We start from the raw sequence: 23671 nt of genomic DNA, 5'->3' as shown, positions 1-23671 counted from the left end.
AGCAGCGGGTGGCCGCTCTGGCAGCCACTCCGGCAAATCATCCGGCCTACTTGTCTTCAGAAAAGTAAGGCGCGCCCTGCAGGGCCGTCAGCGGCAGATTAAAAGTTTTCACCGGCACCAGCGGCGGCTGTTTCACGGACGTCGCGCGTCCGGCCGCTATCTCTGCGGCTTCTTCTTCGCTGGGGCGTTTGGGCTCGGCCAGCGCTGGCCGTATGCAGGCCGAGCGTATTCTTTCCAGGGCTTTTTCCGGCAGCTCCTTGCGCGGGCCAAAGCGGCTGCCGTCTACATGCAGCACCTCACCATCTTTCAGCGTGGCAAGCTGGTTCAGCGGCGGGTTGCCAAACGCCGGGTTGTAGCCCACGCGCAGCGTGTTCGCGTCGCCGCGCCGGTACTGCACCACGCGCAGCTGTTTGGGCTGGCCGTTGGCATCCACTTCCGCGTCGGCGATATAAAAGTAGCGCACCTGCGCCACCGGCATGGGCGGCAGCTTGTAGCTTGATGACCAGCCGTTGTGGCCGTCCTTGAAGAGCCGGCGCAGGCTGGTCGGCAAGGCCTCGTCGGTGCCCGTGGCAAACGCGACCGACGCCGCGCGCGAGAGCGAGTGGCCATGAAAGTCAAACTCCACGGTCTGTTTCTGCTCAAGCACCTGCTTGCCAAAGACAGGGAAGACGGAGCCGTTTTGCCGTACCTCCTGCAGGCGCACACCGTTGCCCTCGGCCTTCCAGCGCCCGCCGGCCAGCATGTCGAGCGAGCCACCCATGAAACTAAAACAAAACGTGTTGTCGTCCAGCAGCATCAGCTGCGCACGCGAATCGACCGAGCCCTGGGTGTAGCCACCGACATACGGCTGTTCAGCCGGGGTAACCGCCTGCGCGCCGGCCAGCGGCAGCACGGTGAGGGCGAAGGTGGCAAGCGTGGTGCAAAGAGGCCGGGAGCTTGGGCGCATGGGTATCCAGAAGGTGAAGAAGGAAGTGACTGTATTGCAGCGGCAGCATGGTTGCGCCGGGCTCAATGCAAGCAGATGTCAGTACGCGGACCAAGGCACCAAGGCACTAAGGCACAAAGCGCGAAGCCACAAACGCCAGCCCCGCCAGCCCGCCCCACAGCAGCGCCGTTACCAGCCGGTTGCGTTCGTTTTCATGGTGCGTCATGAAGAGGTGGCCCAGCAGCCAGGTGATGCCGTTAAAGCCAAACAGCAAACCAACCAGCGCGGCCGTGCCTGCGTACACACCGTGCATCCACAGCGGGATCGACAGGAAAACGTACGCCATGCCGCGTGACGGATAAAGCAGGTACAGGCCCAGAAGCAGTGACACTTCAAAAAGCGGCACCGCCACCAGCGCAGCCACCAGCCGCCACAACAGGCCTTCGCTCTCGTCCGACGAAGAAGGCCGCTTGCGCAAGTAGGTGGGTCTGTTCATGAATAGGTGCTGAGTTGATGGCTGATAGTGTGGACGATGTGGCAATGAGGCTGCGTGCGCCGTTTGCGTTTCGCGGGCCGGCTAAGGCGACGCTGAATAAGTCCCCGCGATGCGGCGCGCCCTGCATGGGGATGGGATGCAAGGCGCAAACCGCAGCCATAGCCATAGCTATGGCGAGGATTTGCAACGCCGCAGACCGTTCCAGGCAGGGATGCGCAGCGCGCGCGGGACTTGTTCAGCGTTGCCCTAAGCCTGCTCCCTGGCATAACGCCCCGGCGGCAGCCCAACATACCGGGTGAACGCCACGTTGAACGTGCTGGCCGAGCTGTAGCCGACGCGTTGCGCCACTTCGGCAATGCCAGCTTCCTTGCGGCGCAGCAGGTTTTTGGCCATGGCCATTCGCCAGGCCAGCAGGTATTCCATCGGCGCGACACCCACGGCACGGCTGAAGCGCTCAAAAAAAGTCGAGCGGGAAAGGGCGGCTTCTTTTGCCAGTTGCGCGACTGTCCAGGGCTGGGTCGGGTTTTCGTGCATCTTTCGAATGGCCACCGCGAGCCGTGCGTCGGCAAGCCCGCGCACGAGGCCTGGCGACGCCGCGGTTCCAGCGCTTGACCGGAGGGCTTCAATAAACAGCACCTCCAGCAAGCGCGCCAGGATGACATCGCGCGCAGGCCGCTGCGCGCGGGACTCGTCCACCACCAGCTGCACCAGGGCGGCCAGCCGGCTCTCGCCGCGAACATGCACGAGTTCTGGAAGGAGCGTCACCAGCAGGGCCGCATCCGGCGAGCCAAAGGCGCAATAGCCCACCAGCAAACGAACGTCGGGCGGGCCGCCCGGAATGCCGTGCCGCGTTTCACCCTCAAGGAAGGAGATGGTTGAGGGGTCAACCCCATCAGGGGTCGGCATTTCAAGGCTCGACATCGTGAAGCCATGCGCCGACGGAATCAACACAAAGTCGCCTTCCTGCAGAGTGATCGGCTCCTGGCCGTCAGCGTCGAGCCGGCAAGAACCCTCCAGGATCACGCAGTAAAAGGGCCGCCCCGCTTCTTCGCGGCGCACAGCCCAGGCGCCTGCGCCGCTGACGATCTTGGACAGCTGGGCCCCCGGTTGGAGCAGTGTGACCACCTCAGTGAGCGGATCAGTCATGGACGGACTCTCAGACAAGAAATACGGACTTTTGGTTGTAGAAAGTCCGGCCATTAAGCCCTAATCTTCCCGGTACCGCAACTACTGAGATGGATTTTGGTATGAAAACCGTTCTGATTACCGGATGCTCATCCGGCTTTGGCCTTGAGACCGCCAGGTATTTTCTGGACCGTGACTGGCATGTCGTCGCCACGATGCGCACCCCGCGTGAGGACGTGCTGCCCCGCTCCGAGCGCCTGCGCATCCTCGCGCTCGACGTCGCCGATCCGGAAAGCATCCGGCAGGCCGTGGCAGCCGCAGGGCCCATCGACGTGCTGGTCAACAACGCGGGCATCGGCTTGCTGGGTGTTTTTGAAGGCAGCTCCACCGCGCTGGCCCGCGAGGTCTTCGAAACCAACACGATGGGCACGTTGATGATGACCCAGGCAGTGCTGCCCCAGTTCACGCAGCGCAGGTCGGGTGTTATCGTGAATGTCTCGTCAAGCACCACCCTGAAGCCGCTCCCGCTGCTTTCGGTGTACACCGCCAGCAAGGCGGCCGTCAACGCCTTCACCGAGTCGCTTGCGCTTGAACTCCAGCCCTTCAATGTCCGCGTGAACCTCGTCCTTCCCGGGCGGTCTCCTGAAACGCCTTTCAGCAAAAACGCCCAGCTCCGCATGCAGGCAGGGGCACCAGAGGCGTATGCCGGTTTTGTGCAGAGTGTCTTCGCCGCGATGGGGCAGTCGTCGGGCCCGGTCACGCACGCGCGGGACGTGGCAGAAGCAGTGTGGCGAGCAGTCACTGACCCTTCGTGTCCGCTTCGAATTCCCGCCGGTGCAGATGCCGAGGCACTTGCTCAGTTACGCTGAAGCCGAGCCGCAAAGCTGCGCAATGCTGGCAGATGCCAGCCCGCGCAGTCGCTGGTGTGCCGCATCTTCCAGATCCAAAGGCTGTTGCTGCTTGGCTTTTAAATAGCGGTTGGTAAACACATCCAGGTAAGCCTCCAGCGTTTGCGCTGCATGTGTTTCACCGGCCAGCTCCAGGCACAGGGCGGCCACTTCAGACGTGCAGAAGTGCGTGTCGCGTTGCGAGCGGCGCAGCTTGTAGCGAGAGAGCTGTTCGCTCTGCAAACTCAGCACCGGCAACTTGTCCAAGTAGGGGCTCTTGCGAAACATCTTGCGTGCCTCGGGCCAGGTCGCGTCGAGCAGCACAAACAGCGGACGTTTGGCGCGTTTGGCATTCTGGCTATCTGATGAGCCGGCAGGCAACACATCCGCCACCACCCGCTCAGCCGCCACAAACTCGCCCGGAAACACCAGGTAGGGCTGCCACTGCGGGTCGGCCAGCAGGGCAATCAACGCAGGGTCTACCTCGGTGCGCGCCCACTCAAATGCAAACGTGTCCGCCACCACATCGGCAATCAGCCAGCCCGTGTTGCTGGGTTTCAGCGCCTCGATGTCTGCCATGATCAGGCACACACCCGCGCGCGTGGGCACGGTGGGGCGAAGGGCACACATGCAGTGGCTGGCCATCAGGCGGCAACCGTCGCAGCGCGCATTGCGCGGGCCGCCACGGGCCAGGAATGGTTTGGAGGCGCGCGCCAGCCGCGCAGTGCGCAGGCGCGAAACCGCATGGGGGAGCGGGTGTGCCGGTGTTGCCGAAAGGCTGACGTTCATTCTTTAGGGGGGCGGTACATCGCGCAGAGCTTGTTGCCGTCAGGGTCACGCAAATAGGCCAGGTAAAGCTTGCCCCCCACCGGGCCGTCACGAAAGCCCGGCGGCTCTTCACAGGTGGTGCCGCCATGGGCGATGCCCGCCGCATGAAAGGCATTCGCCTGTTCTGGCGACGCCATGGTGAAGCCAATGGTGCTGCCATTGCCATGGCAGGCGGCTTCACCATTGATGGGCGTGGAGATCGCAAAGGTGCCCGTCGGGCTGCGGTAGAAATAGCGGTTCTTGTTGGCATACCCGGGTTTGATTCCGAGCGTGCCGAGCAGTGCGTCGTAAAACTTCCTTGAAACTTCAAGGTCGTTAACGCCAACCATGACATGACTGAACATTGTTGTCTCCATTGACCTCGCGTGGTGCGAGTGAAAGCAAATGGTAGTCGATGGAGCGCGCCGGGAACCTGTGCAAATGCGTCCGCCATCACCAGGCAAACACCCGCGCGCCAGGTGGGCGGTGCGCAGGTGCGGGACGGCGTAGGCAAGCAACGGTCACGGGCGAGGTATTGCCGGGCTGCTTCACGCCTTCTCTAGCTCTTGCTTTGCATGGGCTGCGCCCGGCCCGTTCGGTGCCAGCTCCAGGTAGTTGCGAAAAGCCTTCTTCGCCTTCTCGCCATCGCCTGCCCGCGCATGGGCGTCGCCCAGGTTCAGGTAGGCAATCGCACGCGACGGGTCCATCTTCACGGTGTTCTCAAACCAGCGCGCCGCTTCCTTGAACTTGTCTTGTTTGAAATACACAAACCCCAGGTTGTTGGCGGCCAGCGCAAAGTCGGGGCGCAGCTTCAGCGCTTCGGTGAACTGGGCTTCGGCCTCGGCATACAGCTTTTCTTTATAGAGTTGCAGGCCGCGGTCATTGGCGCGCTGGGCCAGCTGCCGTGCCGAGCTGGGCACCGCCAGCGGCGTGGTGATTTTCTGTTCACCGCCCTGCAGGTCTTTCACCACCACGGTTGCCGTGGGCGGTGCCGCCACCGGCGCGTCACTGCCGGCGGTCGGCGCGGCAGCGGGCGGGCGTGTGGCGTCCAGCTTGCTGTTCAGTGCAATCGCATCGCCAGACAACTGGCTTGTCTGCGCGCTTAAAAACTCGGCCTCTGCCGGCAGCGCAAATACAAAGTCGCCGCCTTCCGAACCCGGCAGGCTGCCAAAGGCCGGCGTCTGCCGCGACACCGACGCCACGGCCGGTGCCACATACGCGGCCAGCTCGGTCGCGGTGATCAGCCCGTCACCATTCAGGTCGGCCTTGCCGCCCATCGCCTGCAGCAGCGTCCAGGTAAACACCGAATGCCCGTTCGGCCCGCCGTCGGCCACCAGCTGGTCGGCGCCGCCGGCCGTCAGCATCTGCCGGCCCAGGCGCTTGGCGTTGTCACGCAGAAAGTTGCCCGAACCCGCGCCGCGCGTCAGGCCCAACCCGCTGTAGCAGGCGTCCATCACAAACAGCACATGCTTGGCCGTCAGGCTTTCGGCAATGTTCTGCAGCTCTGTCATCGGCACCGCGTCAGTCGCAATCTTGTTCGGGTCTGAATCTGCCGGAATGATGTAGCCCAAATCGCGGCCCGAGCTCAGCTGCCGTGTGGCGCCGTGCCCGGCAAAAAACACAAACAACCGGTCGTTTTTCTTCATGCCGCTGTGAGCCAGCTTGTCGTTAAAGGCGGCCAATATGCCGGTGCGTGTGGCCTCACGGTTTTCCAAAGAAATCACATGGTCGGCAGCAAAGGCAAAGCGCTGGATCAACGTTTCGCGAATGGCACGCGCGTCACGCACCGCATACTGCAGCTTGGGCCAGCTGGCGTAGTCGTCAATGCCAATCACAATGGCCCAAGAATCGCTGTAGCCAGGGTTGGCCGCCTGCGGGGCGGGCGCCACGCCCGCGCCCTTGGCTACGGTAAAACCGCTGCCGTCCCAGCTCGCAAACTGGTAGCCGTCGGCCACCAGGCGTTCCAGAATGGCCGGCAGCGCCTTGACGGTGCGTTCATGAATGTCATGAAACAGCACAATGCCGCGGCCTTCTTTTTCTACTGACTTCAGCACGCGTTCCACAATCGAGCTGGGCACCGGGTCAGCCCAGTCGAGCGAGTCAATGTTCCACATGACAGAGCGCAGGTGCGCGGCTGACAGCACATCAAGCCCTTCGTCGTTACGCGCGCCATACGGAAAGCGGAAGAGCGGCGAGCGCCGCGCATCCACCGCTTTCAGCAATTCATCAGTGCCCAGCATTTCTGATTTGAGGCCCGCGCCGTTGAGCCTGGAAAGCTGCGCGTGCGTCATGCTGTGGTTGGCCAGCGTGTGGCCGGCTTCCAGCAGCTTGCGGCTGATGTCTGCGCGCGGCCCCAGCTTGGTTTTGCCGTCAGCCGCCACCGTGCCCAGGTTGCTGCCCACCTGAAAGAAGATGCCCGGCGCGCTGTACTGCTTCAAGATGGCCGCAATCTCATTCGTGTAAACGCCGTGCGGGCCGTCGTCAAACGTCAGCACGATGGTCTTGGGGGGCAGGCTGTAGCCAAACACCTCGCCCTCTTCCTCGTCTTTGCTTTTGCGCGTGGTGGGCTTGGGCAACGCGTATGGCATCACCACGCCAAAGTCTTTCAGAATCTGCTCGCGCGTGTAGCGCTTCTTCAGGCTGGCAACATAGTCTTCCCAGCGCTCACGCTTCAGCTCAATCGCGCGCGGCTCAAAGCGGCCGAACACCAGGCGAATTTCTTTCTCGTAGTTGCGCTCAATTTCAACCAGCGCGTCCAGGTCTTCACCAATGCGCTTGTGCAGCTTGATGGCCGGCAATGACGAGTCAGCCGCCACACTGGCCTGCAGGCTGCGCAGCAGCTCCCGAAAAGCCAGCCGGTCTGCATCAAAGAGGCTCTTGTCGCTTTCCACATAGTCCAGGATGCCCGCAATCGCATCAAAGCGCTGCGCACTGCCAGAAGCCACCAGCGCCGCCAGCTGCGCCTCAATCTCCGCTACCCGCGCACGGTTGTCATGAAACAGCCCCTGCCCCATCTGGTTGGCCATGGCCCGCTCACCCGCACCCAGCTTTTTCTCATCGGCAAACAGCACAATGATTTTTCGGTAGCTGGCCAGCAGGTCCTGCATGCCTGACAGGATTTTGCTGGTGTCGAGTGGCGCGGCGGCCAGAGTGATGGCCGGCGGTGGTGCGTCTTTCTTGCTACGGTCAGAGTCGAGGGTAATGACGATGGCGGTGGCCACTACCAGTAACAGGGCCCCTCCGGCTGCGACGAGTGCGATCTTGGTTTTTTTGTTCATGGGTTGTTTTTATTCAGCCTTGGACTGGGCTTTTTTGAATCTACCATCCGGCGTTTTGTACTAACCCTGTTGTTGAGGTTCAGCGCCTCGATGTCTGCCATGACCAAGCACATACTTGTGCGTGTGCATGCTTGGGCGCAGCGCGCACTGCATGGGCCGTCTTGAAATAGGAAGGGTTTGGAGGCGCGCACCAAGCGTGTGGCGCGTCGGCGGAAGACGGCGTAGGACATGGAGATGATGGGAGCCCGCTACGGATCGAGATTTGCAGCGGCAACCAAGTCGTGTAACACACAGAAAAATTTACCAAGCAATAGTGGTTAAAGCGGTGACTATTGATCAGTGCTGGCCGCTCCATATCGCTTAAGCATGCAGAGTCAGCTCACGTGTACGAGACCCTTCATAAACTGGTGGAGGAATGACCAAATTAGAAATAACAAGTTCCTGTGCGGTTCTATTTGATTTCACTTTGTAATCCAAGTAGATGGGCTGCATCTGGTTGTTTGCATAAAGCTCACGAATTCTCGGATGATCGTCGTAACTTAAGAGCCAGGGATAGCCTTGAGTGCGAATGAATTCAGCCAAAGTTGCATGATCTCGATCAGAGTAAGAATGCCTATACAACTTTTTCCCCTGGAGATAGTAAGGGGGGTCAATGTAGACGAATGAGAAGTCCGCGCTAATGCGTTCAGTATTAAGACGTAGGAATTCGATGGCATCGCCAAAATGAATTGAAATCCGATCAGAGAACCTCGCGAGAGTTTTTATCTTAGAAATGATCCTTTCCTTGTTAAAGCGACAGTCGATCTTGTAAATTGATTTCTGACTTTCCCCACCGATTGGCCCCGCGCCAATGATGCCGGAGAAGTTCGTTCGGTTAAAAAATAGCCCGGCAGCTCCCAGCTGTAGGAGTGTGAAATTTGAAGCGTGRGGATTGTCAACATCTCGTGTCGACTGAAGAGCTTGCCAAGTTTGTATGGTTACCGGGCATGCCGCGATCGCGTTGCACAGAGCCTCGGTATCATGAAATACGCTCCACCAAAATGCGTACACCAGCGGATCTCTTTCTATTAGTACCGCCCGAGCCACGAATCCAAGGCGCAGTAACTCAAGAGAGACTGAAGCCCCTCCTGCATATGGCTCATATAGCGTACATCCGGAAAGAAGATTCTCTTCGATTACGCCACTGACGTAAGCAGTCAAGAGGGCTTTGCCTCCAGGGTAGCGTAATGGGCTAATCGGCTCACGCCTTAATAGCTTATTTTTCTTCATTTAATGGCCTGCAAGGATGTATTGAATTATCTGGCGAAGATTGTTGGCCAAAGACTCTAGCGTTCTGGCGTCCGCCTCTTGATACTTCAAATGAGCAATGGCGTCGAGATAATTCTTGGCCTGCACTGTAGTGTGGCTTCTTAGTGCTTTGCAGATATTCTGTTCCGAGAAAACCCCATTATTAAAGCTCCCGCAGAATCGAATAATTTCCGCTAGGCCAGGATCTCTTCCTTCTGACTTGATTAATTCACCCCAGCGTTTCATCTTCTGGAGCTTATAAACCAGGGCGCACTCAAATATTGCGCGCGTCAATAGCGATGCCGTGATTGGCATTTTTTCGTGATTTATGGATTTGATTTCTTGAGAGAGCTTAATCAATCGGTCATCTTGAATATGGCATTCCAGATTTTCAAAGAAGACCGACGCCTTTGGTGTGGTGGGCCGGCTACCTCCTGCATGAGTGGGGCCACCACGGTACGGTCCGTCGCGAGTCGTCGGTGGATCGGTGTCCTTTTTACTATCGTTGGTCGAACTCGGGTCTGTAACACCTGCAGCTTTTCCCTCTGGGGAGTTGATAAGTGCGGTGAAGTATTTAGTCGGATCTGTTCGGGTATCGCAGCGCGGGCGACCGGTTGCCGGATCTGGAATAAGAAAATCACGAATGATGCGTTTCATTTGCTCTTGAAACACTTTCGCCGGTAAAGCACTCACGATATTTTCATCGTCGTCAAAATGTATTTGCAAAACTTCTTTAGTTACGCTGAGTGTGAAGAAGCGGGTATACGGATTCGTCTTCAGTTTTTCGTCTTCAAGCACCTTACGCTCATCTTCTGACCAGCCCTTCAAATCCATGGCGTATTTAAGTAAGCGATATGGACGAACCAGTTTCTTCACTTGGGATTTTGATGTGCCGAGTAATTGCGCAACTTCCTCCACCGATAAGCGATCCAATAAACGAACCGCTCGGCGCATTTTGGCAACCGGTGACCATGGCTTAACTCCACGCTCGGTGTGTCTTTTTGTCAGAATTGGTTCTGCGACTTCTCTAGTTGGGGCTATGTCTGATGACAGTTGTGAAATCGTCGCTTTTGTAGAAGATGACGCGCTGGGAAATCGCAATTTGAATGTTGCGGGGACTAAGGTGGGATCGAGCAGCATCTGGCAAGCCGCTACACGCCGATTTCCTTCCAAAACCACTTGCCTTCCTTTTTCGACAACAGTGATAATCCTTTCCCCATAAAAAAGCCCACCGCTCTTGTCGATATTTCTAGCTAGGTCCAATACATCTTCAAACTCCAAAAGCTTCAGTCGAATCTCGCTCTGAGTCGAGTTGGCGTCTACTTCGATTCGAGGATTTTTGGCATCAAGCAGAATCTTTAATGGATCTAGGTTGCTTGTTTTCCAGCTGGTCGTCTTTGTTGCCACTTCAATTCCTTCTTGAGCTATTAAAACGGAGTTGCTTTTAATCGGATGATTCGGAAGGGAGTTCTATCTGCGCCACGTTGTCGCTACATGTTCCAGACAGTCACGGACCAGGTAGCCAGCAAGGTCACTCTCGTCCGAGTTGACGCTCATCGACTGTCATAATCGCCTTTGCTAGTACTGCTCGGGACATGATTGACGCGACACCGCCGTGCTCTTCTGAAGCATAAAACTCGAGCTGCCGTTCGGCTCGACTTGCGCCTAAATACACCTGTGAAACAAACTTCCGCAATGCTGCTGCGGCATACGGTCCAGTTGGAACTTCGCCTTGATTGACTTCGATAAGAAGTACGGTGTCAAACTGGAGGCCTGCTACAAATTCCGGCATGCTGAAAAGAAATTTTCGGGTACTGAGCGGAATTCCAGAAGCCTCGTCTCGAGATGTGACTGCAACAAAATAATCGCGTAGATCCTTGAATTCCAGATAGCGCTTGAATAACTCAGTGCTTGCGCAAAGGACGGCAACTCGTCCGCTCTTTCCAAGATCTTTCTGAAGCGCACGAGCTCTTCTAAAAGTCAATGTATAGGTGGCGACTGTTGATTTGGTCGTGCATATGATTGGTATGGGACCATCATCAGTCCGCGATATGCCGCTGTACTTCGGCCAGTCGTCGTCGAGATCTTGCCCGGGGAATGATTCATCGATGCATGAGAGTGCTCTAGTAATTTGCGGAGAGTATCGAAACACATCTACCAACTCGATCTTCTCTACTTTTCCGAGCTTCGCATCTCGCCAGAAGTCGAGCTGGGCGCTGTCAAGCCCGGGTAGTTTCAGGAACGTATCTCTTGGGGATTGCTTCGCGTCGTATGCCATGTACACCGATGGCGCACCTATTGGCGACCTCAGAAGATGCCTGAAAACCATCCTTTCCTGTCGATTGAACAAATGAAGCTCATCAACAAAGACGGCATCAAAACCCTCTTGATCTCTTGTCGCCTCCCAGCGAAAGCTATCAAGGTGATTAAGAAAATCCGTAACCATCTGATCGCCACCAATGGCTTTGAACTCTCTAATCGCGGAACGAAACTTGTCATAGAGATTTAAGACGACTTCCCGCTCTTCTTTGGAAGAGAGCACCATCATCCAGTTCTTCCGTTTCTCGCCTAGATACTGTTCTCTCCGAGCCATGCTACTGCGAACACCTTCAGCGTCAAGAACACAGGCGAATTCGTTGAGAAGCTCCCAAAGGAAAAATCGACGCTCGGCGGATTTGTGATCGGCTTCCATGTACGCCGCGAATGGCGGAGTGCAGCCAGACTTAAATGCAATCCAGTCGCCGCTGCGATACTGTTCAATGACTTCATTTAATACATCCGCCTGAAAAGCACGACCTTCATGGCCGTCCAACGAAACTGGTGTTAGATCGTCCAAGTCGTATCTCATTTGCCGATTAGCTAGGGCATAAAGCGTAGTAATCACTAGCCTAGGTTTGTCTGATGCAATAAGTTCAATTCCAGACTCCGGTTCCATGCTTAAGACAAGGTTTTCAATTGCTGTTGCAGTCACGGAGGCATGTGTAAGAAACAGAAAGCGCTTTGGGAGTCCGTCAGACTTGGATTTTTTGATCTCCCGAAGGCATTTAACAATTAGCGCAACAGTTTTTCCTGTTCCTGCTGGACCCACAAGTCGAACGCTCCCATCGTGGGGATGATCAACAAACTGACGTTGTGCCTTGGTGAGTCGGGTGCTGTACCAATCGTCCGACGTGAGATGACCTCGCAATTTGGCTGGCAAGTCTGTGTCAAGTGTTACCGCGTTTCCAAGCTCTCCGGGAGCGCTTACTGGTTCAGATTGAACCAGTGCTTCGCTTACTCCGTTGAGTGCGTCCTTCTGTAGTTGTGTGTCGGGGAGATAGATGCTTAGGTCGTTTGCGCCACTACGATCCAATAAGAACGCGAAGATGCGTTGACCCGAGTCCTGGGACATCTCAACAACGATTCTTCCCGCGTCAGTGCGACCACCATTGTTACTTCGAAGCAGTCGGTCGGCTTGAAAGGACAACCGATTTTTGCTGTGAAATGCCCGCCAACTTGTAGGGATGAATTTTGTTCGCCCTGTCACTAGCATGGTGGTGCAGCGGATTAATCGTCCAAGCGCTTCTTGACGAGCCTCCGGTGTGAGACTATTGATAGGTCCGTCTTCGGCAAACGAAATCGTTAGAAGCGCGTCGTTCGGCTGAAATGATCGCGAGAGGACATACCCATGATTTCCAACTTGCACGCATTTCGTTATAGCGTCTGATACTGGCAGAGAAAGCTCACTGCAGAGTGGATCGAGATCAAGTTGTCCGGCTGATGCCGCAGATACGGATTTCTCATCGATGGTGATGCTAAGCACGGCTACTCCCAGGTGTAGTTGCTGATATTCTGAATTGCATCGCGGCATCTGGTCTCATATTCAGTGGGCAGGCCAATTCTTGAATATAGAGATCCAAACGCTTGCGACACCGCATACTTGAATGTGGGGTTTAGGCGACCAACGCGAAGATACTTATCACGCGTTGTCGCATCGGTTGATCGATAACAAACTGCGTCATAAGCAATTCCAAAGACCTCACGCAACATGATGACTGCGGCGAGCTCTTGGATCTGGGGAAGACTCGGAAGTAAAAATATGTCGTCCGGAATAGTTTCGCTTTGGGCTTGCTTTACCGCGGCTTGACGACAGAGATGAAAGTTTTGTTTGGTAATCGCAGATTTATATGTGACGTACTTGGCGAGAGTGTCGTTTTCTGCGGCGTCATCCAGCGCAATCAACGCCCCCCGAGACATGGATAGAGCCGCATGAAACTTCTTTAGCTCATCCTCAGGGACCTGAAGATATTGAGAAATCACTTCTGGAGTATCTCGACGAATCCACGCGATAACGGCGTCCGTTGTTAACTGGCTCTGGGACCCTGTGAGGCGCGTATGCCATTTCGCGACTTGCGCGCGCAACTTTTCGGCCTCGTCCTCGCGGAGTCTTTTCAACTTCTTCTCTGCCCATACATCGCGGACGTAGCTGTCGAGACCAATTATTCGAAGGCATGCAAGGTGGCGGCCAAATTTGTTTTTGCTGATGTCGCAATCTGCCGTTATGACGACGCATATCTCATCAATCTTGCTGGATATCGGCTCTCGGGCGATCAACACATCTCCTTGTCGAACAGCTGTGTTCGGGTCTGGAACGAAAAACTCCATGCATTTCCCCTTTCGCCATCTCTGCGTTTAACATTTTGTGACAACCATCATGGACCTGAAGTCGCGTCGCAGCTAGGGTGCTTCTGCGGTAACGGACTCTAGAACGCATGTATTTCGTAGGTGAATATTCACCAAACTCCTGTCGCGGTGCGATTTCTCCGCTTTCCCCCTCATCCCTTGTCCTACGCCGCTGCCCATGCGCCGGGCTTACGTTGTTCTTTTAAGGAGACGCAAGATGAGCAAACAGCAGCAGGATTTCAAAACCCTTATGAAAGAGCGGCAGCACGTCGCAGCCGCATATGTCAGTGGTGACGCAGCACCGCTGGGGCGTGTTGTGGCGCAGGAATCACCGGCCACTTTTATGAGCCCGGGCGGCGGGGTGGTGCGGGGCACGCAGGAAGTGTGGTCGCGCTACCAGCAGGATGCCGGCCGGTTTGAGCCGGGCAGCACAACCCAGCTGGAGATTCTTGACATGGCGGCGGGCGATACCGTTGCCTTCTGGACGGGTATTCAAAAAGCGCAGGCCCGCATGAAGGGTGAGCCAGAGCCCGTGGCAAACAAGCTGCGGGTGACCGAAGTGTTCAGGCGCGAAGGTGATGCCTGGAAGCTGGTGCACAGGCATGCGGACCCACTGGTTGAGGCGAAGCACTAGCGCCCACGGTCGCTCACTTCGTGTAGCTTCCCCCCCCCCGAGGAGGCCATAGGGCGGGCGGCCCCTTTTTCCGTGCAAGGGGCAGGGACCCGCCGCAGGCTCGCAGTGGGGGAGCGTGGGGGCTCTATTTCCGGCTGATCACCACGGCGCCACCGGCGCCCTTGGCGTCGGAATTCTGGCCACGCAGCAGGTTCTGGCTGCCGATGTTCAGGGTGTAGTTGTCGGCGTTGTATTTGCCGGTGCCCAGCAGGTACACCGGGTTGCTGCCGTTGAGTGTCACGGTGTCGCCTTGCACGGTGATCATTGCGTCTTGCTGCACCCGCTTGGCCTGGCCTTCACTGTTGGTAAAGCCCAGCACCAGTACGCCGCGGAAGCTGCCATTGCCAAGGTTCTCCCTCACGCGCAGGGTGCCGTTGGCGGTGTAGCCCGTGCTTGAAACATAGTCCACCAGCCACTCACCCATCATGGGAAAGCCGCCACCGGCCGCCTTGTTGTTGCCCTGGGGCGTGGGCTGTGATTCGGCAGACGCCTTGACGGCGTCGCAACCCCACGCACGCACCTTGCAGCTGGAACCGCCCTTGTCCCGGCATTCCGACATGGCCCGCGCCTGGGTATTGGCGCTGGTGGTGCCGGTGCCCCAGCCGTACGCGTTGGATCCCTTGGCCTGGTCGGCGGCATAGGCGCCGCACTGGCCGGCAAAGCGCAGCACGATGGAGCAGTCAGTACCGCATTCGCGGATAGAGCGCTGGTCGGCCAGGTCCGAACTGGGGTGGTTGAATGAAAAGCCATACTTTTCACCCTGCAGGGTGTCAATGGCCAATGAACCTGCCGCCATGGCCTGGCTGCCGGCAGTGGCCAGCAGCAGACTCACGGCAAACCGGGCGACGAGCGTTTTCAGTCCTGAAGTCATCATGTTTCCCTCCAAGGAAATATATTTGTAGGTACCTGCCTGGAGAATGCCGGCGCGCGGTGCTGCTTGCCGACAGGCCCATCGGGATTATCCGCCTGGTTTTGATCGGCGAAGCACGTATACAGGGGGCCGCCTGCGGCAAAAGCCGGGGCGTGCAACACTTGGGTTCATCTGCCTTGGCCCGCGCACCGCGCCGCGAAAGCCGAAGCGCATCAACAGCCAAACAAGCGAAGGAAACCCGCATGCCCACGCCTGAAACCGTAGACCGCTTTGTTGCCCGCGTTGAACAGAACGCGCACACCGAAGCGATTGAAGAGTTCTACACGCCCGACGCCACCATGCAAGAGAACCAGCAGCCGCCGCGCCGCGGGCGCGACAAGCTGGTGGAAGGTGAAGCAAAAGTGATGGCACGCGTGAAGTCGGTCACGTCAACCTGCGTGCGGCCGGTGTTCATCAGCGGTGACAAGGTCGTCATCCGCTGGGTGTTCAATTTTGTGTGGTCCGATGGCAGCACCATGCGCATGGAAGAGCTGGCGTACCAGCGCTGGGAAGGCGAGCGCATTGCCGAAGAAACATTCTTCTACGACCCGGCCCAGCGCACGCCGGTGCCGGCCCCATAAGCAGGCCGGCTGGCCGGCGCGGCCGTTCAGCAGCGCCGCGATCAAGCTGCCTTGATCTCGATGCGCCGGGGCTGTGCGTGCTGCGCCTTGGGTATGCGCAGCTTCAGCACGCCGTTGGCGAGCTCGGCGCTGACCTTCTCGGTGTCTAGCTCCTTGCTGAGCGTGAACACGCGGTGAAAGCGGCCCAGCCCCACTTCGGTGTGGGTTGACTGCAAACCTTCGGGCGCAGACAGGGCCGACTCGGCGTCAATCGTCAGCGTGTCGGCCTCTACCTGCAGGTGCAGCTTGTCGCGCGGCACGCCGGGCAAATCGGCATACAGGGTGATGCCGGTGCTGTCTTCCAGCACATCGACAGGTGGCGTCAGTGCGCCATTGGCGTAGCGCGATGTGTCTTTCTGCGCCACTTCGCCCGTCTGGCTGGTTTGCATGCTGCGGCCGGAGGTGCTGCCGTTGTTGGCGCTTCCATTACTGCTGCTGCGTGCGGCGCCGCTGTCGCCGCCGGTTTGTTGGGTGTTTGCGTAGTTCATGGTTTGCCTCCTTTCACTGGATGGTGATGCGGCGCGGCTGGGCCGATGCGCGCCGCTGGATGGTGATGTGCACCAGACCGTCCTTGAAGCTGGCGTTCACGGCCTCGGGGTCGGCGTCGTCGGGCAGGGTGAGCACGCGGCGGAAGCTGCCGGCAAAGCGCTCGTTGATGTGCAGCGTCGATTGCGCGCCCGCTTCGGGCAGCCCGGTTTTGCGCTCACCGGCAATGGTGAGCAGGCCGCGCTCCAGGCTGACGTCGAGTGACTTCGGGTCAATGCCGGGGGCAAAGGCATACACCTCTACGGTTTGCGGCGTGCCGCCAATGTTCAGGGCGGGAAAGCTGCTGCGGCCAAAGCCGCGAATGCTGGGAGACAGATCGAAGGCCTGCTGCACGTCGCGCTGCAGGCGATCGAGTTCGGCGAACATGTCGCGCGGAAATAACGATCGGTACATGGCGAAAACCTCCATTCGGGTTGAACATCAGTGCGCTGGAAAACCGCCAAAAAAGCGGCTTCCGGCGCCCGGGAAGAGGATGTAGGAATTGCCCAAAAAATTTCAAGAGGGAATTTGCGCGCGTTAACTGCAGGCGCAGCGGGCCTGCAAAAAGGGCGGCCCAGACAGCAGCGTTGCGGTCAGGTTTAAAACTTTTTTCGCAAATTGCATGCGGGTGAGCCGCACAGCACAACGCCCCGGTGCACGTGAATGCACCGGGGCGTCTGGCTGGCGTTTTTACGGCCTGCTCAGCGCTTGGCGATCAGGCGGTAGCCCAGCAGCAACACGATAGAGCCGAGCACGGCGGCGATGAAGCCGGCCGTTTCGCCTTGCTGGTACCAGCCCATCGCCGCGCCCAGGTAGGTGGCAAGGAAGGAGCCCGCAATACCGATGAGCACGGTGATGATGAAGCCGCCAGGGTCGCGGCCGGGCATCAGGAACTTGGCGACAAAGCCGATGATGAAGCCGATGATGATGGTCCAGATAATCGACATAGCGTCTTTCTAAAAAAAATGGGGAAACCCAGGGCGCGGGCAACAGCCCGCGATGACTGGCTTACCTGGCGGCTTACTTGGTCGGTACTAAGGCCTTGGCCATTTCCAGGTGGCCTTCCACCTTGGGCAGCATCTTGCCGGCCAGCGCCTTCAGGTCGGCGTCTTTGGCCTCCTTCTGGATCTTGGTCAGCAGCTTGATGGTGGCTTCGTGGTCGCCCACACCGGCGCGCTTGGCGTATTCCGTGTCAAACAGGTTGCCTGACAGGGCCTTCATTGCGGTGGCCTTGGTTTTGGCCATCACGCCGGGGCCGTCGGGCAGGGTCACGCCTTTGGCGCGGGCCAGCGCCTGCACTTCGGCCAGGGCGCTGTTGTGGTCGTCAATCATCTGCTGCGCAAATTTTTTGATCTCGGCGTTCTGTGATTTTTCGAGCGCCATCTTGCCGGACTCGATCTCGGCGATGTTGGCCTGGGCCAGGTCGTCCAGCATGCCCTTGTCGGCACGGGCCAGCTTGCCGGCGTCGGCCGCTGTTGATGTGCCTGCGGTGGTGCTGGTCTGGGCCGTGGCGGGCAGGGCCGCCAGCGCCAGGGCAGAAGCGGCCACGGCTGCCAGCGCCACGCTGCTGAGTTTGAATTTTGATCGGTTCAATCGGTTCAACATGAGGGCCTCCTTTGAAGGGGTGGTTGTTGATGGGTTGAATGGGTATGAGGAACAGACACCGCGAAGATAGGAATTAGCAAGCCAGCAAGCCGCGGCAGATAGCGTTGTACTTTCGCTGCTGTGGCGGCCGTGCGTTGCAGGAGGCCGGGCAGGCTCTGTGTAGGAATTTGCTTGCGTGTGGTGTGCGGCTACCGCGCACGGGCGCCGGCCTTTTGCTCCATACATGCCGCGTGGTGCGATACGATGGCCGCCTGGACAATTTGTCTGAAATTTGAATCGCCTGACTCGCCGGAGGCCGCGCACCATGAAAAAACCCAGCAACACGCCCAGCAACAAACATCTGCTCGCCGAGCTGAAAAACATTGCCGAAGGCCTGGGCAAAACGTTTGCGCCGTTCTGCGAAGTGGTGGTGCATGACCTGACGCACCCGAAGAACGCGATCCTGGCGATTGAAAACAACCTGAGCGGCCGCCGTGTGGGCCAGCCCGCCACCGAGCTGGGCCTGGCGCGCATCCAGGACCCGGACTACCCCGCGGTGATTGCCAACTACGCCAACCAGTTTGCCGACGGCCGCAAGGTCAAGAGCACGTCGGTGGGGATTCGCAATGAAGAAGGCGAGTACGTGGCGGCGATCTGCCTGAACGTGGACCTGACGCTGTTCAACGGCTTCCAGGCGGCGATGTCGCAGTTCACCGCGATTGAAAGCAGCGCCGTCACTGAAACGCTGGACGCCGCCAATGCCGACCGCATACAGCAATGCATTGACGAATTTGCCGCGGCGCGCGCCACGACATCACGCTCGCTCAAGCCTGCCGATCGCAAGCAGCTGGTGCAAGACCTCAAGAAAGCCGGCTACCTGGAGATTCGCCGCGGCGCCGAGATAGCCGCCGCGCACATGGGCGTTTCGCGCGCCACGGTGTACAGCGACGCAAAGTAGGCGAAAACCAGCCGAAAAAGCCCCGTACAGCCAAAAATTGGCCGGTTTGAGCATGAAATTGGCCGTCAGCCCAATCAGAATCTGCGCGAGCAGCTATAAAAAAGATAGCGACCACGGGGCAGCGCACACGGGGCAGCGCACACAGCAAGGCGTTGAGGCAAAACCCTTACAAAAGAACTCTTACAAATCCCACAGCGGCCAACGTCCACGCGGACGCTATTGGGATGATGATGACGTACGAATAACCTGAGGAGGACGACATGAAATTCACCCTGATCAAAACAACCATGGCCCTGGCGGCAGTGGTCGCGCTGGGCGGCTGCGCAAGCGGTGTGGGCGTGCAGCCCAACATCAAACCGGTCTGGCTGGGCGGCATCACCACCGGCGTGTACGACGGCGGCAACGACGACTTGCTGACCGCAGGCCTGGGCAAGAGCGGCCTGGCCGCAACGGCGCCGCTGCCGGTCGACCCCCTGAACCCGAGCGCGGCCGAGCTGCGCCGGATTGCGATTTACAACAACTACCGCGCCATCCTCGACATTTCCGCCGGCGGCGGCTATGGCACCTTGTACGGCCCCAATGTGGATGCCAAAGGCAACATCACCGCCAGTGAAGGCAAGATTGCCGGCACGGAATACATCGCCTATTCAGACGACGGCAGCGGCCGGCAGAACGTCACGATGATGGTGCAGGTGCCGGCCAGCTTCAACCCGGCCAGCCCGTGCATCGTCACCGGCACCTCGAGCGGGTCGCGCGGTATCTACGGCGCCATTGGGTCGTCTGGCGAATGGGGCCTGAAAAACGGCTGTGCCGTGGCCTACACCGACAAGGGCACCGGCAGCGGCATGCACGACCTGCAGAACAACACGGTGCACCTGCAGAACGGCCTGCGTGCCGATGCCGTGGCGGCCGGCGCGGCCTCCAACTTCACCGCCAACCTGACGCAGGCTGAACGCACAGCCTTCAACGCCGCCACGCCCAACCGCTTTGCCGTCAAGCACGCGCATTCGCAGCAGAACTCTGAAAAAGACTGGGGCCGCTACACGCTGCAGGCGGTGGAGTTTGCCTACTTCGTGCTGAACGAGCGCTATGGCAAGCCCTCGCCCGACGGTGGCGGCCGCCTGAAGACGCTGAACCCGTCGAACACCATCGTGATTGCCTCCAGCGTGTCCAACGGCGCCGGTGCGGCGCTGGCCGCTGCCGAGCAGGACACGCAGGGGCTCATCAGCGGCGTGGCCGTGGGCGAGCCGCAGGTGCAGCTGGTGCCCGATGCGCGGCTGAGCGTGCGGCGCGGCGGCAGCACGCTGGCCGGCACCGGCAAGCCGCTGTATGACTACACCACGCTGGCCAACCTGCTGCAGCCTTGTGCCGCGCTGGCCTCTCCAGGCACCAATGTCTTCAACACCATCAACCCGGTCATTGCCGCGAGCCGCTGCAGTGCGCTCAAGGCCAACGGCATGGTCGCGGGCAACACCACGGCCGAGCAGGCGGGCAGCGCCATGGCCACGCTGGTGCAGGCGGGCTGGCAACCCGAGGGCAACGACCTGCAGGCATCGCACTATTCGTTTGCCACCCTGCCGGTGGCGCTGACGTACGCCAATGCCTACGGCCGCGCCGGCGTGCAGGACAACCTCTGCGGCTACAGCTTTGCCGCCACGGCGCCTGCCGCTTCGCCCACGCCCAACCTGCCGGTGCCTGCGCCGGCGGGCCCGCTGGCCACGTCATTCGGCACCGGCAACGGTGTGCCGCCCACGGTGGGCATCAACATCGTCAACAACGCCAGCCTGGGTGGCCCGATGCTGGATGCGGCTTCCATCTCTGCCGGCAACGTGCAGGACTACAACAGCGCCGGCGCCATGTGCCTGCGCAACCTGGCCACGGGAAGCACCCCCGACGCCCTGCGCGTGCGCGAGGGCATCCAGCAGGTGCTGCGCACCGCCAACCTGCAGGGCAAGCCCGCGCTGATCGTGCATGGCCGCTCTGACACGCTGGTGCCGGTGGCGTTTACTTCGCGCCCCTACTTTGGCCTGAACAAGATGGTGGAGGGTTCGCGCAGCAAGCTCTCGTACATCGAAGTCACCAACGCCCAGCACTTTGATGCCTTCCTGGGATTCCCGGGCTACGGCCAGCGGCTGGTGCCGCTGCACCGCTACTTCATCCAGGCCATGGACATGATGTATGCCCACCTCAAAACCGGCGCACCGCTGCCGGGCAGCCAGGTGGTGCGCACCGTGCCGCGCGGCCTGAGTGGCACCACGCCCAACCCGATCTCGCCCGCCAATGTGCCGCCCATCAAGCTGCAGGCGGACGCGCCGGACCGGATCACGTTCTCCGGCAATGTGGTGACGGTGGCTGATTGAGTGATGAAGGCGTACACGCAAACAGGCGCCGACATGCGTTTGGGTGCTTGGCCTACGCTGCGTTCCCGGCAGCCCGGTATCTTGGTAACTGGCTGACGTGACACGACGAACGTTGGCCCGGGATACCCCTCGCGATGACCTCGCAAGGGTCTCGCCAGGGTTTCCTGGACCTTCCCGTCGAATTCATCAGGAGTCATCATGAACAAGGATCAAGTCAAAGGCGCAGCCAAAGACGCAGCTGGCAAGGCACAGGAAGCTGCCGGCAAGCTCGTGGGCAGCAAGGACCAGCAAGCCAAGGGTCTGGCCAAGCAGGTGGAAGGCTCTGTGCAGAAGAACTACGGTGATGCCAAGGAAGTCGTGAAAGACGCGACCAAGGGCAACAAAGGCTTCTGAGGCGTTTTAGGCTTCGGAGCCAGCACGCCCGGCTTGCCGGGCAGCCAGAACAGCGGCGCATTGGCGCCGCTTTTTTATGGGCGTTTGTTTTTAGCCCTGCCGCGGCAGACCCGGCCGGCCACCTAGCCGGGATGTCCGTCCGCTCGCGCACGGGTCAGGATTGGCCAGTAGCCCACGGCATACAGCGCGAAGCCGGCGGACCACAGCGCGGCCGAAACCAGCACGGCGTGCAGCGTCTCGGCCGGCGCGATGATCGGCACGAACACGCGCACCAGCGCCGAAGCGAGGACAAGCACATAGCAGGTGACTTCGGTACGGCCCGCCTGGAGCGGCCGGCCGGTATGGCCGAGCGCGGTACGGGTCATCATGCCGATGATGAGCCCGCCGATGGCGCCTACCGTCAACGCGTGGGTTGCCGCTGAGGGTGTGACCCAACCGGCCGCAGCCAGGACACGCAGCGCCAGGTGCACAGGAATCCAGAAGTAGGCGGCATGCAGCACCCAGGCCAGCGGCGTGTGCGTGGTCTTCCATGGTTGCCACAGTGCCCAGCGCGCAAGGTGTGCGGCCGCACAAACACCGGCCAGCGCCGCCAGCGGTGCGCCTTGCAGCTGCAGCGCATCGGCCAGCAGCAGCGCCAGCACCGAGCCCAGCGCTGCTTTCTCGAGCCAGGGGCGGCGGGTGGCGTTGGCGCCCGGCACGCCGTTGTTGGTGAACATGGGGATCACGCGGCCACCCATCACGACCATGATGAAGAGCATGACGTCAAGCGCGGCCTGAATGCCGACCCAGCCGGGCAGCTGCATGAGCCCGAGCTGTGCAAGGTGCACCGCCAGCACGGCCACCGCCATCAGCAGCAGCAAGCCGATGAAAAAGTAGTTGCGGCGATTGCGCGCGGCGATGAAGGGAACCGCCAGCGCGACGGCCGCGGCCAGCGGAAACGCGACGTTGACCGCCGCCGCAGCCCAGCCGAAGGGCGTGAGCACAAGCACCCGCCCGGCCACCCAGAGCGCCGCCAGCGCGGCCAGGGGCAGGCCGGTGGGCGTGGGGCGGTTGGACCAGTTGCGCCCGGCCGTGAACAGGAAGCCCACCACCACGGCCAGCGTGAAGCCGAACAGCATTTCGTGCGCATGCCACATCGGCCCCTGCAGGTAGGGCTGGCCCAGCCAGCCGGCGAACTGCAGCGCCCACAGGCCAATCGACAGCGCAGCGAACACGCTCGCCAGCAGGTAGAAGGGCCGAAAGCCGGTTTGCCAGAGCGCGATGCCCTGTGTTTGCGCCGATGGAACAGGAGCGCTTTTGGGCGGGTTTTTGAACTGGATGGGCTGTGTCATGCGGGAATATCCGTGGGTCTCGTGGTGGGCGGCGCGCTGTTGCTGACGCGCTCCGCGACGACAGGGACTGCGCTCATGAGGCGCGCCCGGCTGGCGAAGCGGGTGCCGTCCTGCTGGTGAAGAAGCTGGCGAGCGACTGACGGTTGCGAACGAGGTCTGCCAGCGTGTAGCGGTCGAGCACGCCGTAAAAGGCGTCGACCGCTTCGCCGAGCACGCCGCGCAGGCGGCAGATGCGGGTGATGGCGCAATGGCCGCCCGCCGCTTCAAAGCATTCGGCGGGCACGTCCGTTCCTTCGGTTGCACGCACCACCTCGCCCACAACGATCAGCTCCGGCGCTTTCGCCAGTGCCAGCCCGCCACCCTTGCCGCGCACGTTGGCCAGCCAGCCGCTCTTGCCGAGGAAGTGCACGACCTTGGTCAGGTGGTGTTCGGACACGTCAAACGCGTTTGCAATCCCGGCGATGGTGGCGCGCCGCTCTGGCTGCGCCGCCAGGTAGATCAACACACGCAGGCTGTAGTCGGTGAAGGCCGTGAGTTTCATGGCGGTTTGCCGGGTCAGGGCCCCGCCGTTGCGGGTACCGCGGTCATGCCGGCCGGCTGCACGGCCGCCCAGACGCTGCCTTGCTGCTGGCCAGCCAGGCCCGCTGCCCTCTTTGCACCTGCTCGCCCGTGAAAAGCACGTCGCCTGTGGTGCTGACGACGGCTGTGGGGATGGGTGGTGCGGTCAGGTAGATCTGCCAGCCGAGGTAGCCGAGCGCCCCGAAGGACAGGACGAATACGAAGCCGAGCCAGCGCCACAGCATGTTGTTGTTTTTCATCGGGTTTCCCCTGGGAAGTCGTGAGTGGGAAT

General features: G+C 59.9%; 23 protein-coding genes and 1 pseudogene. 6 read left to right on the top strand and 18 right to left on the bottom strand.

Translation table 11 applies throughout. From position 1 onward, the window contains the following. Window positions 1-46 precede the first annotated feature (46 nt). From AC1DYR_RS15740 to AC1DYR_RS15730, 3 genes are all read right to left on the bottom strand, one after another. Window positions 47-946, bottom strand: a complete 900-nt coding sequence (locus tag AC1DYR_RS15740) for a hypothetical protein (RefSeq protein WP_477705903.1) — start codon at window positions 944-946, stop codon at window positions 47-49. A 106-nt stretch (window positions 947-1052) separates the two neighbouring features. Then, a complete protein-coding gene (locus AC1DYR_RS15735) occupies window positions 1053-1421 on the bottom strand; it encodes a hypothetical protein (protein WP_477705902.1) in 369 nt (122 codons plus the stop codon). A gap of 246 nt (window positions 1422-1667) precedes the next feature. Further along, entirely contained in the window at window positions 1668-2567 is a 900-nt protein-coding gene (locus AC1DYR_RS15730; RefSeq protein ID WP_477705901.1) for an AraC family transcriptional regulator, read from the bottom strand. Between the two features lie 101 nt (window positions 2568-2668). Here AC1DYR_RS15730 and AC1DYR_RS15725 point away from each other — a divergent pair, with 101 nt between their 5' ends. Further along, window positions 2669-3415, top strand: coding sequence for an SDR family oxidoreductase (locus AC1DYR_RS15725; RefSeq protein WP_477705900.1), 747 nt, complete (start codon window positions 2669-2671; stop codon window positions 3413-3415). On the opposite strand, the gene AC1DYR_RS15720 is transcribed toward AC1DYR_RS15725, so the two are convergent. The 7 genes from AC1DYR_RS15720 to AC1DYR_RS15690 all read right to left on the bottom strand — a co-directional run bounded on the left by AC1DYR_RS15720 (window position 3407) and on the right by AC1DYR_RS15690 (window position 13449). After that, window positions 3407-4222 (bottom strand): tRNA-uridine aminocarboxypropyltransferase, encoded by an 816-nt coding sequence (locus AC1DYR_RS15720; protein WP_477705899.1) that lies wholly within the window; start codon window positions 4220-4222, stop codon window positions 3407-3409. The genes AC1DYR_RS15725 and AC1DYR_RS15720 overlap by 9 nt on opposite strands. Further along, window positions 4219-4605 carry a VOC family protein gene (locus tag AC1DYR_RS15715; RefSeq protein WP_477705898.1) on the bottom strand — a complete coding sequence of 129 codons (387 nt, stop codon included), beginning with the start codon at window positions 4603-4605 and terminating at the stop codon, window positions 4219-4221. Before AC1DYR_RS15715 ends, AC1DYR_RS15720 begins: the two co-directional genes overlap by 4 nt. A gap of 183 nt (window positions 4606-4788) precedes the next feature. Then, a complete protein-coding gene (locus tag AC1DYR_RS15710) occupies window positions 4789-7518 on the bottom strand; it encodes a polysaccharide deacetylase family protein (RefSeq protein WP_477705897.1) in 2730 nt (909 codons plus the stop codon). Window positions 7519-7878: 360 nt separating this feature from the next. Next, window positions 7879-8787 (bottom strand): DNA adenine methylase, encoded by a 909-nt coding sequence (locus tag AC1DYR_RS15705; RefSeq protein ID WP_477705896.1) that lies wholly within the window; start codon window positions 8785-8787, stop codon window positions 7879-7881. Then, window positions 8788-10212 (bottom strand): hypothetical protein, encoded by a 1425-nt coding sequence (locus AC1DYR_RS15700; protein ID WP_477705895.1) that lies wholly within the window; start codon window positions 10210-10212, stop codon window positions 8788-8790. 124 nt (window positions 10213-10336) lie between these two features. Next, complete coding sequence (locus AC1DYR_RS15695) at window positions 10337-12607, bottom strand: UvrD-helicase domain-containing protein (protein ID WP_477705894.1); 2271 nt, start codon at window positions 12605-12607, stop codon at window positions 10337-10339. A gap of 2 nt (window positions 12608-12609) precedes the next feature. Beyond that, window positions 12610-13449, bottom strand: coding sequence for a hypothetical protein (locus tag AC1DYR_RS15690; protein WP_477705893.1), 840 nt, complete (start codon window positions 13447-13449; stop codon window positions 12610-12612). Between the two features lie 235 nt (window positions 13450-13684). Here AC1DYR_RS15690 and AC1DYR_RS15685 point away from each other — a divergent pair, with 235 nt between their 5' ends. After that, window positions 13685-14101, top strand: coding sequence for a YybH family protein (locus AC1DYR_RS15685; protein WP_477705892.1), 417 nt, complete (start codon window positions 13685-13687; stop codon window positions 14099-14101). A 124-nt stretch (window positions 14102-14225) separates the two neighbouring features. Here AC1DYR_RS15685 and AC1DYR_RS15680 read toward each other — a convergent pair whose 3' ends face one another. After that, window positions 14226-15011 (bottom strand): DUF4189 domain-containing protein, encoded by a 786-nt coding sequence (locus tag AC1DYR_RS15680; protein WP_477705891.1) that lies wholly within the window; start codon window positions 15009-15011, stop codon window positions 14226-14228. A 242-nt stretch (window positions 15012-15253) separates the two neighbouring features. Between AC1DYR_RS15680 and AC1DYR_RS15675 the strand changes: the two genes are divergently transcribed. Continuing rightward, entirely contained in the window at window positions 15254-15631 is a 378-nt protein-coding gene (locus AC1DYR_RS15675; protein WP_477705890.1) for a nuclear transport factor 2 family protein, read from the top strand. A 41-nt stretch (window positions 15632-15672) separates the two neighbouring features. On the opposite strand, the gene AC1DYR_RS15670 is transcribed toward AC1DYR_RS15675, so the two are convergent. The 4 genes from AC1DYR_RS15670 to AC1DYR_RS15655 form a co-directional block, all read right to left on the bottom strand. Further along, window positions 15673-16059: an Hsp20/alpha crystallin family protein gene (locus AC1DYR_RS15670; RefSeq protein WP_477705938.1), complete on the bottom strand. Its 387-nt coding sequence runs from the start codon at window positions 16057-16059 to the stop codon at window positions 15673-15675. A gap of 112 nt (window positions 16060-16171) precedes the next feature. Continuing rightward, entirely contained in the window at window positions 16172-16609 is a 438-nt protein-coding gene (locus tag AC1DYR_RS15665; protein WP_477705889.1) for an Hsp20/alpha crystallin family protein, read from the bottom strand. Window positions 16610-16896: 287 nt separating this feature from the next. Continuing rightward, a complete protein-coding gene (locus tag AC1DYR_RS15660) occupies window positions 16897-17142 on the bottom strand; it encodes a GlsB/YeaQ/YmgE family stress response membrane protein (protein WP_457282025.1) in 246 nt (81 codons plus the stop codon). Between the two features lie 73 nt (window positions 17143-17215). After that, window positions 17216-17800 carry a DUF4142 domain-containing protein gene (locus tag AC1DYR_RS15655; RefSeq protein ID WP_477705888.1) on the bottom strand — a complete coding sequence of 195 codons (585 nt, stop codon included), beginning with the start codon at window positions 17798-17800 and terminating at the stop codon, window positions 17216-17218. A gap of 304 nt (window positions 17801-18104) precedes the next feature. On the opposite strand from AC1DYR_RS15655, the gene AC1DYR_RS15650 reads away from it, so the two are divergent. From AC1DYR_RS15650 to AC1DYR_RS15640, 3 genes are all read left to right on the top strand, one after another. Continuing rightward, window positions 18105-18737, top strand: coding sequence for a helix-turn-helix transcriptional regulator (locus AC1DYR_RS15650; protein ID WP_477705887.1), 633 nt, complete (start codon window positions 18105-18107; stop codon window positions 18735-18737). A gap of 260 nt (window positions 18738-18997) precedes the next feature. Further along, window positions 18998-21097 carry a D-(-)-3-hydroxybutyrate oligomer hydrolase gene (locus AC1DYR_RS15645; protein WP_477705886.1) on the top strand — a complete coding sequence of 700 codons (2100 nt, stop codon included), beginning with the start codon at window positions 18998-19000 and terminating at the stop codon, window positions 21095-21097. A 198-nt stretch (window positions 21098-21295) separates the two neighbouring features. Beyond that, entirely contained in the window at window positions 21296-21490 is a 195-nt protein-coding gene (locus AC1DYR_RS15640) for a CsbD family protein (protein WP_477648761.1), read from the top strand. Window positions 21491-21612: 122 nt separating this feature from the next. Here the strand turns inward: AC1DYR_RS15640 and AC1DYR_RS15635 are convergent, their stop codons facing one another. From AC1DYR_RS15635 to AC1DYR_RS15625, 3 genes and pseudogenes are all read right to left on the bottom strand, one after another. Next, window positions 21613-22821, bottom strand: coding sequence for an NnrS family protein (locus AC1DYR_RS15635; protein ID WP_477705885.1), 1209 nt, complete (start codon window positions 22819-22821; stop codon window positions 21613-21615). A 73-nt stretch (window positions 22822-22894) separates the two neighbouring features. Beyond that, on the bottom strand, window positions 22895-23362 hold the full coding sequence (locus AC1DYR_RS15630; RefSeq protein ID WP_477695111.1) for an RrF2 family transcriptional regulator: 468 nt from the start codon (window positions 23360-23362) through the stop codon (window positions 22895-22897). A gap of 85 nt (window positions 23363-23447) precedes the next feature. Beyond that, window positions 23448-23639 (bottom strand): annotated as a pseudogene (locus tag AC1DYR_RS15625) (hypothetical protein); the annotation flags it as partial. Window positions 23640-23671: the final 32 nt, after the last annotated feature.

The sequence above is a fragment of the Polaromonas sp. P1_F9 genome (assembly GCF_056405615.1).
The sequence above is the reverse complement of the archived record's forward strand: the minus strand, read 5'-3'. Positions and strand labels throughout refer to the sequence as shown.

What these genes read in the sequence shown, in the direction of transcription:
- AC1DYR_RS15740 (WP_477705903.1), bottom strand. Translation starts at nt 946, where the DNA reads ATGCGCCCAAGCTCCCGGCCTCTTTGCACCACGCTTGCCACCTTCGCC.
- AC1DYR_RS15735 (WP_477705902.1), bottom strand. Translation starts at nt 1,421, where the DNA reads ATGAACAGACCCACCTACTTGCGCAAGCGGCCTTCTTCGTCGGACGAG.
- AC1DYR_RS15730 (WP_477705901.1), bottom strand. Translation starts at nt 2,567, where the DNA reads ATGACTGATCCGCTCACTGAGGTGGTCACACTGCTCCAACCGGGGGCC.
- AC1DYR_RS15725 (WP_477705900.1), top strand. Translation starts at nt 2,669, where the DNA reads ATGAAAACCGTTCTGATTACCGGATGCTCATCCGGCTTTGGCCTTGAG.
- AC1DYR_RS15720 (WP_477705899.1), bottom strand. Translation starts at nt 4,222, where the DNA reads ATGAACGTCAGCCTTTCGGCAACACCGGCACACCCGCTCCCCCATGCG.
- AC1DYR_RS15715 (WP_477705898.1), bottom strand. Translation starts at nt 4,605, where the DNA reads ATGTTCAGTCATGTCATGGTTGGCGTTAACGACCTTGAAGTTTCAAGG.
- AC1DYR_RS15710 (WP_477705897.1), bottom strand. Translation starts at nt 7,518, where the DNA reads ATGAACAAAAAAACCAAGATCGCACTCGTCGCAGCCGGAGGGGCCCTG.
- AC1DYR_RS15690 (WP_477705893.1), bottom strand. Translation starts at nt 13,449, where the DNA reads ATGGAGTTTTTCGTTCCAGACCCGAACACAGCTGTTCGACAAGGAGAT.
- AC1DYR_RS15685 (WP_477705892.1), top strand. Translation starts at nt 13,685, where the DNA reads ATGAGCAAACAGCAGCAGGATTTCAAAACCCTTATGAAAGAGCGGCAG.
- AC1DYR_RS15680 (WP_477705891.1), bottom strand. Translation starts at nt 15,011, where the DNA reads ATGACTTCAGGACTGAAAACGCTCGTCGCCCGGTTTGCCGTGAGTCTG.
- AC1DYR_RS15675 (WP_477705890.1), top strand. Translation starts at nt 15,254, where the DNA reads ATGCCCACGCCTGAAACCGTAGACCGCTTTGTTGCCCGCGTTGAACAG.
- AC1DYR_RS15670 (WP_477705938.1), bottom strand. Translation starts at nt 16,059, where the DNA reads ATGCAAACCAGCCAGACGGGCGAAGTGGCGCAGAAAGACACATCGCGC.
- AC1DYR_RS15665 (WP_477705889.1), bottom strand. Translation starts at nt 16,609, where the DNA reads ATGTACCGATCGTTATTTCCGCGCGACATGTTCGCCGAACTCGATCGC.
- AC1DYR_RS15660 (WP_457282025.1), bottom strand. Translation starts at nt 17,142, where the DNA reads ATGTCGATTATCTGGACCATCATCATCGGCTTCATCATCGGCTTTGTC.
- AC1DYR_RS15655 (WP_477705888.1), bottom strand. Translation starts at nt 17,800, where the DNA reads ATGTTGAACCGATTGAACCGATCAAAATTCAAACTCAGCAGCGTGGCG.
- AC1DYR_RS15650 (WP_477705887.1), top strand. Translation starts at nt 18,105, where the DNA reads ATGAAAAAACCCAGCAACACGCCCAGCAACAAACATCTGCTCGCCGAG.
- AC1DYR_RS15645 (WP_477705886.1), top strand. Translation starts at nt 18,998, where the DNA reads ATGAAATTCACCCTGATCAAAACAACCATGGCCCTGGCGGCAGTGGTC.
- AC1DYR_RS15640 (WP_477648761.1), top strand. Translation starts at nt 21,296, where the DNA reads ATGAACAAGGATCAAGTCAAAGGCGCAGCCAAAGACGCAGCTGGCAAG.
- AC1DYR_RS15635 (WP_477705885.1), bottom strand. Translation starts at nt 22,821, where the DNA reads ATGACACAGCCCATCCAGTTCAAAAACCCGCCCAAAAGCGCTCCTGTT.
- AC1DYR_RS15630 (WP_477695111.1), bottom strand. Translation starts at nt 23,362, where the DNA reads ATGAAACTCACGGCCTTCACCGACTACAGCCTGCGTGTGTTGATCTAC.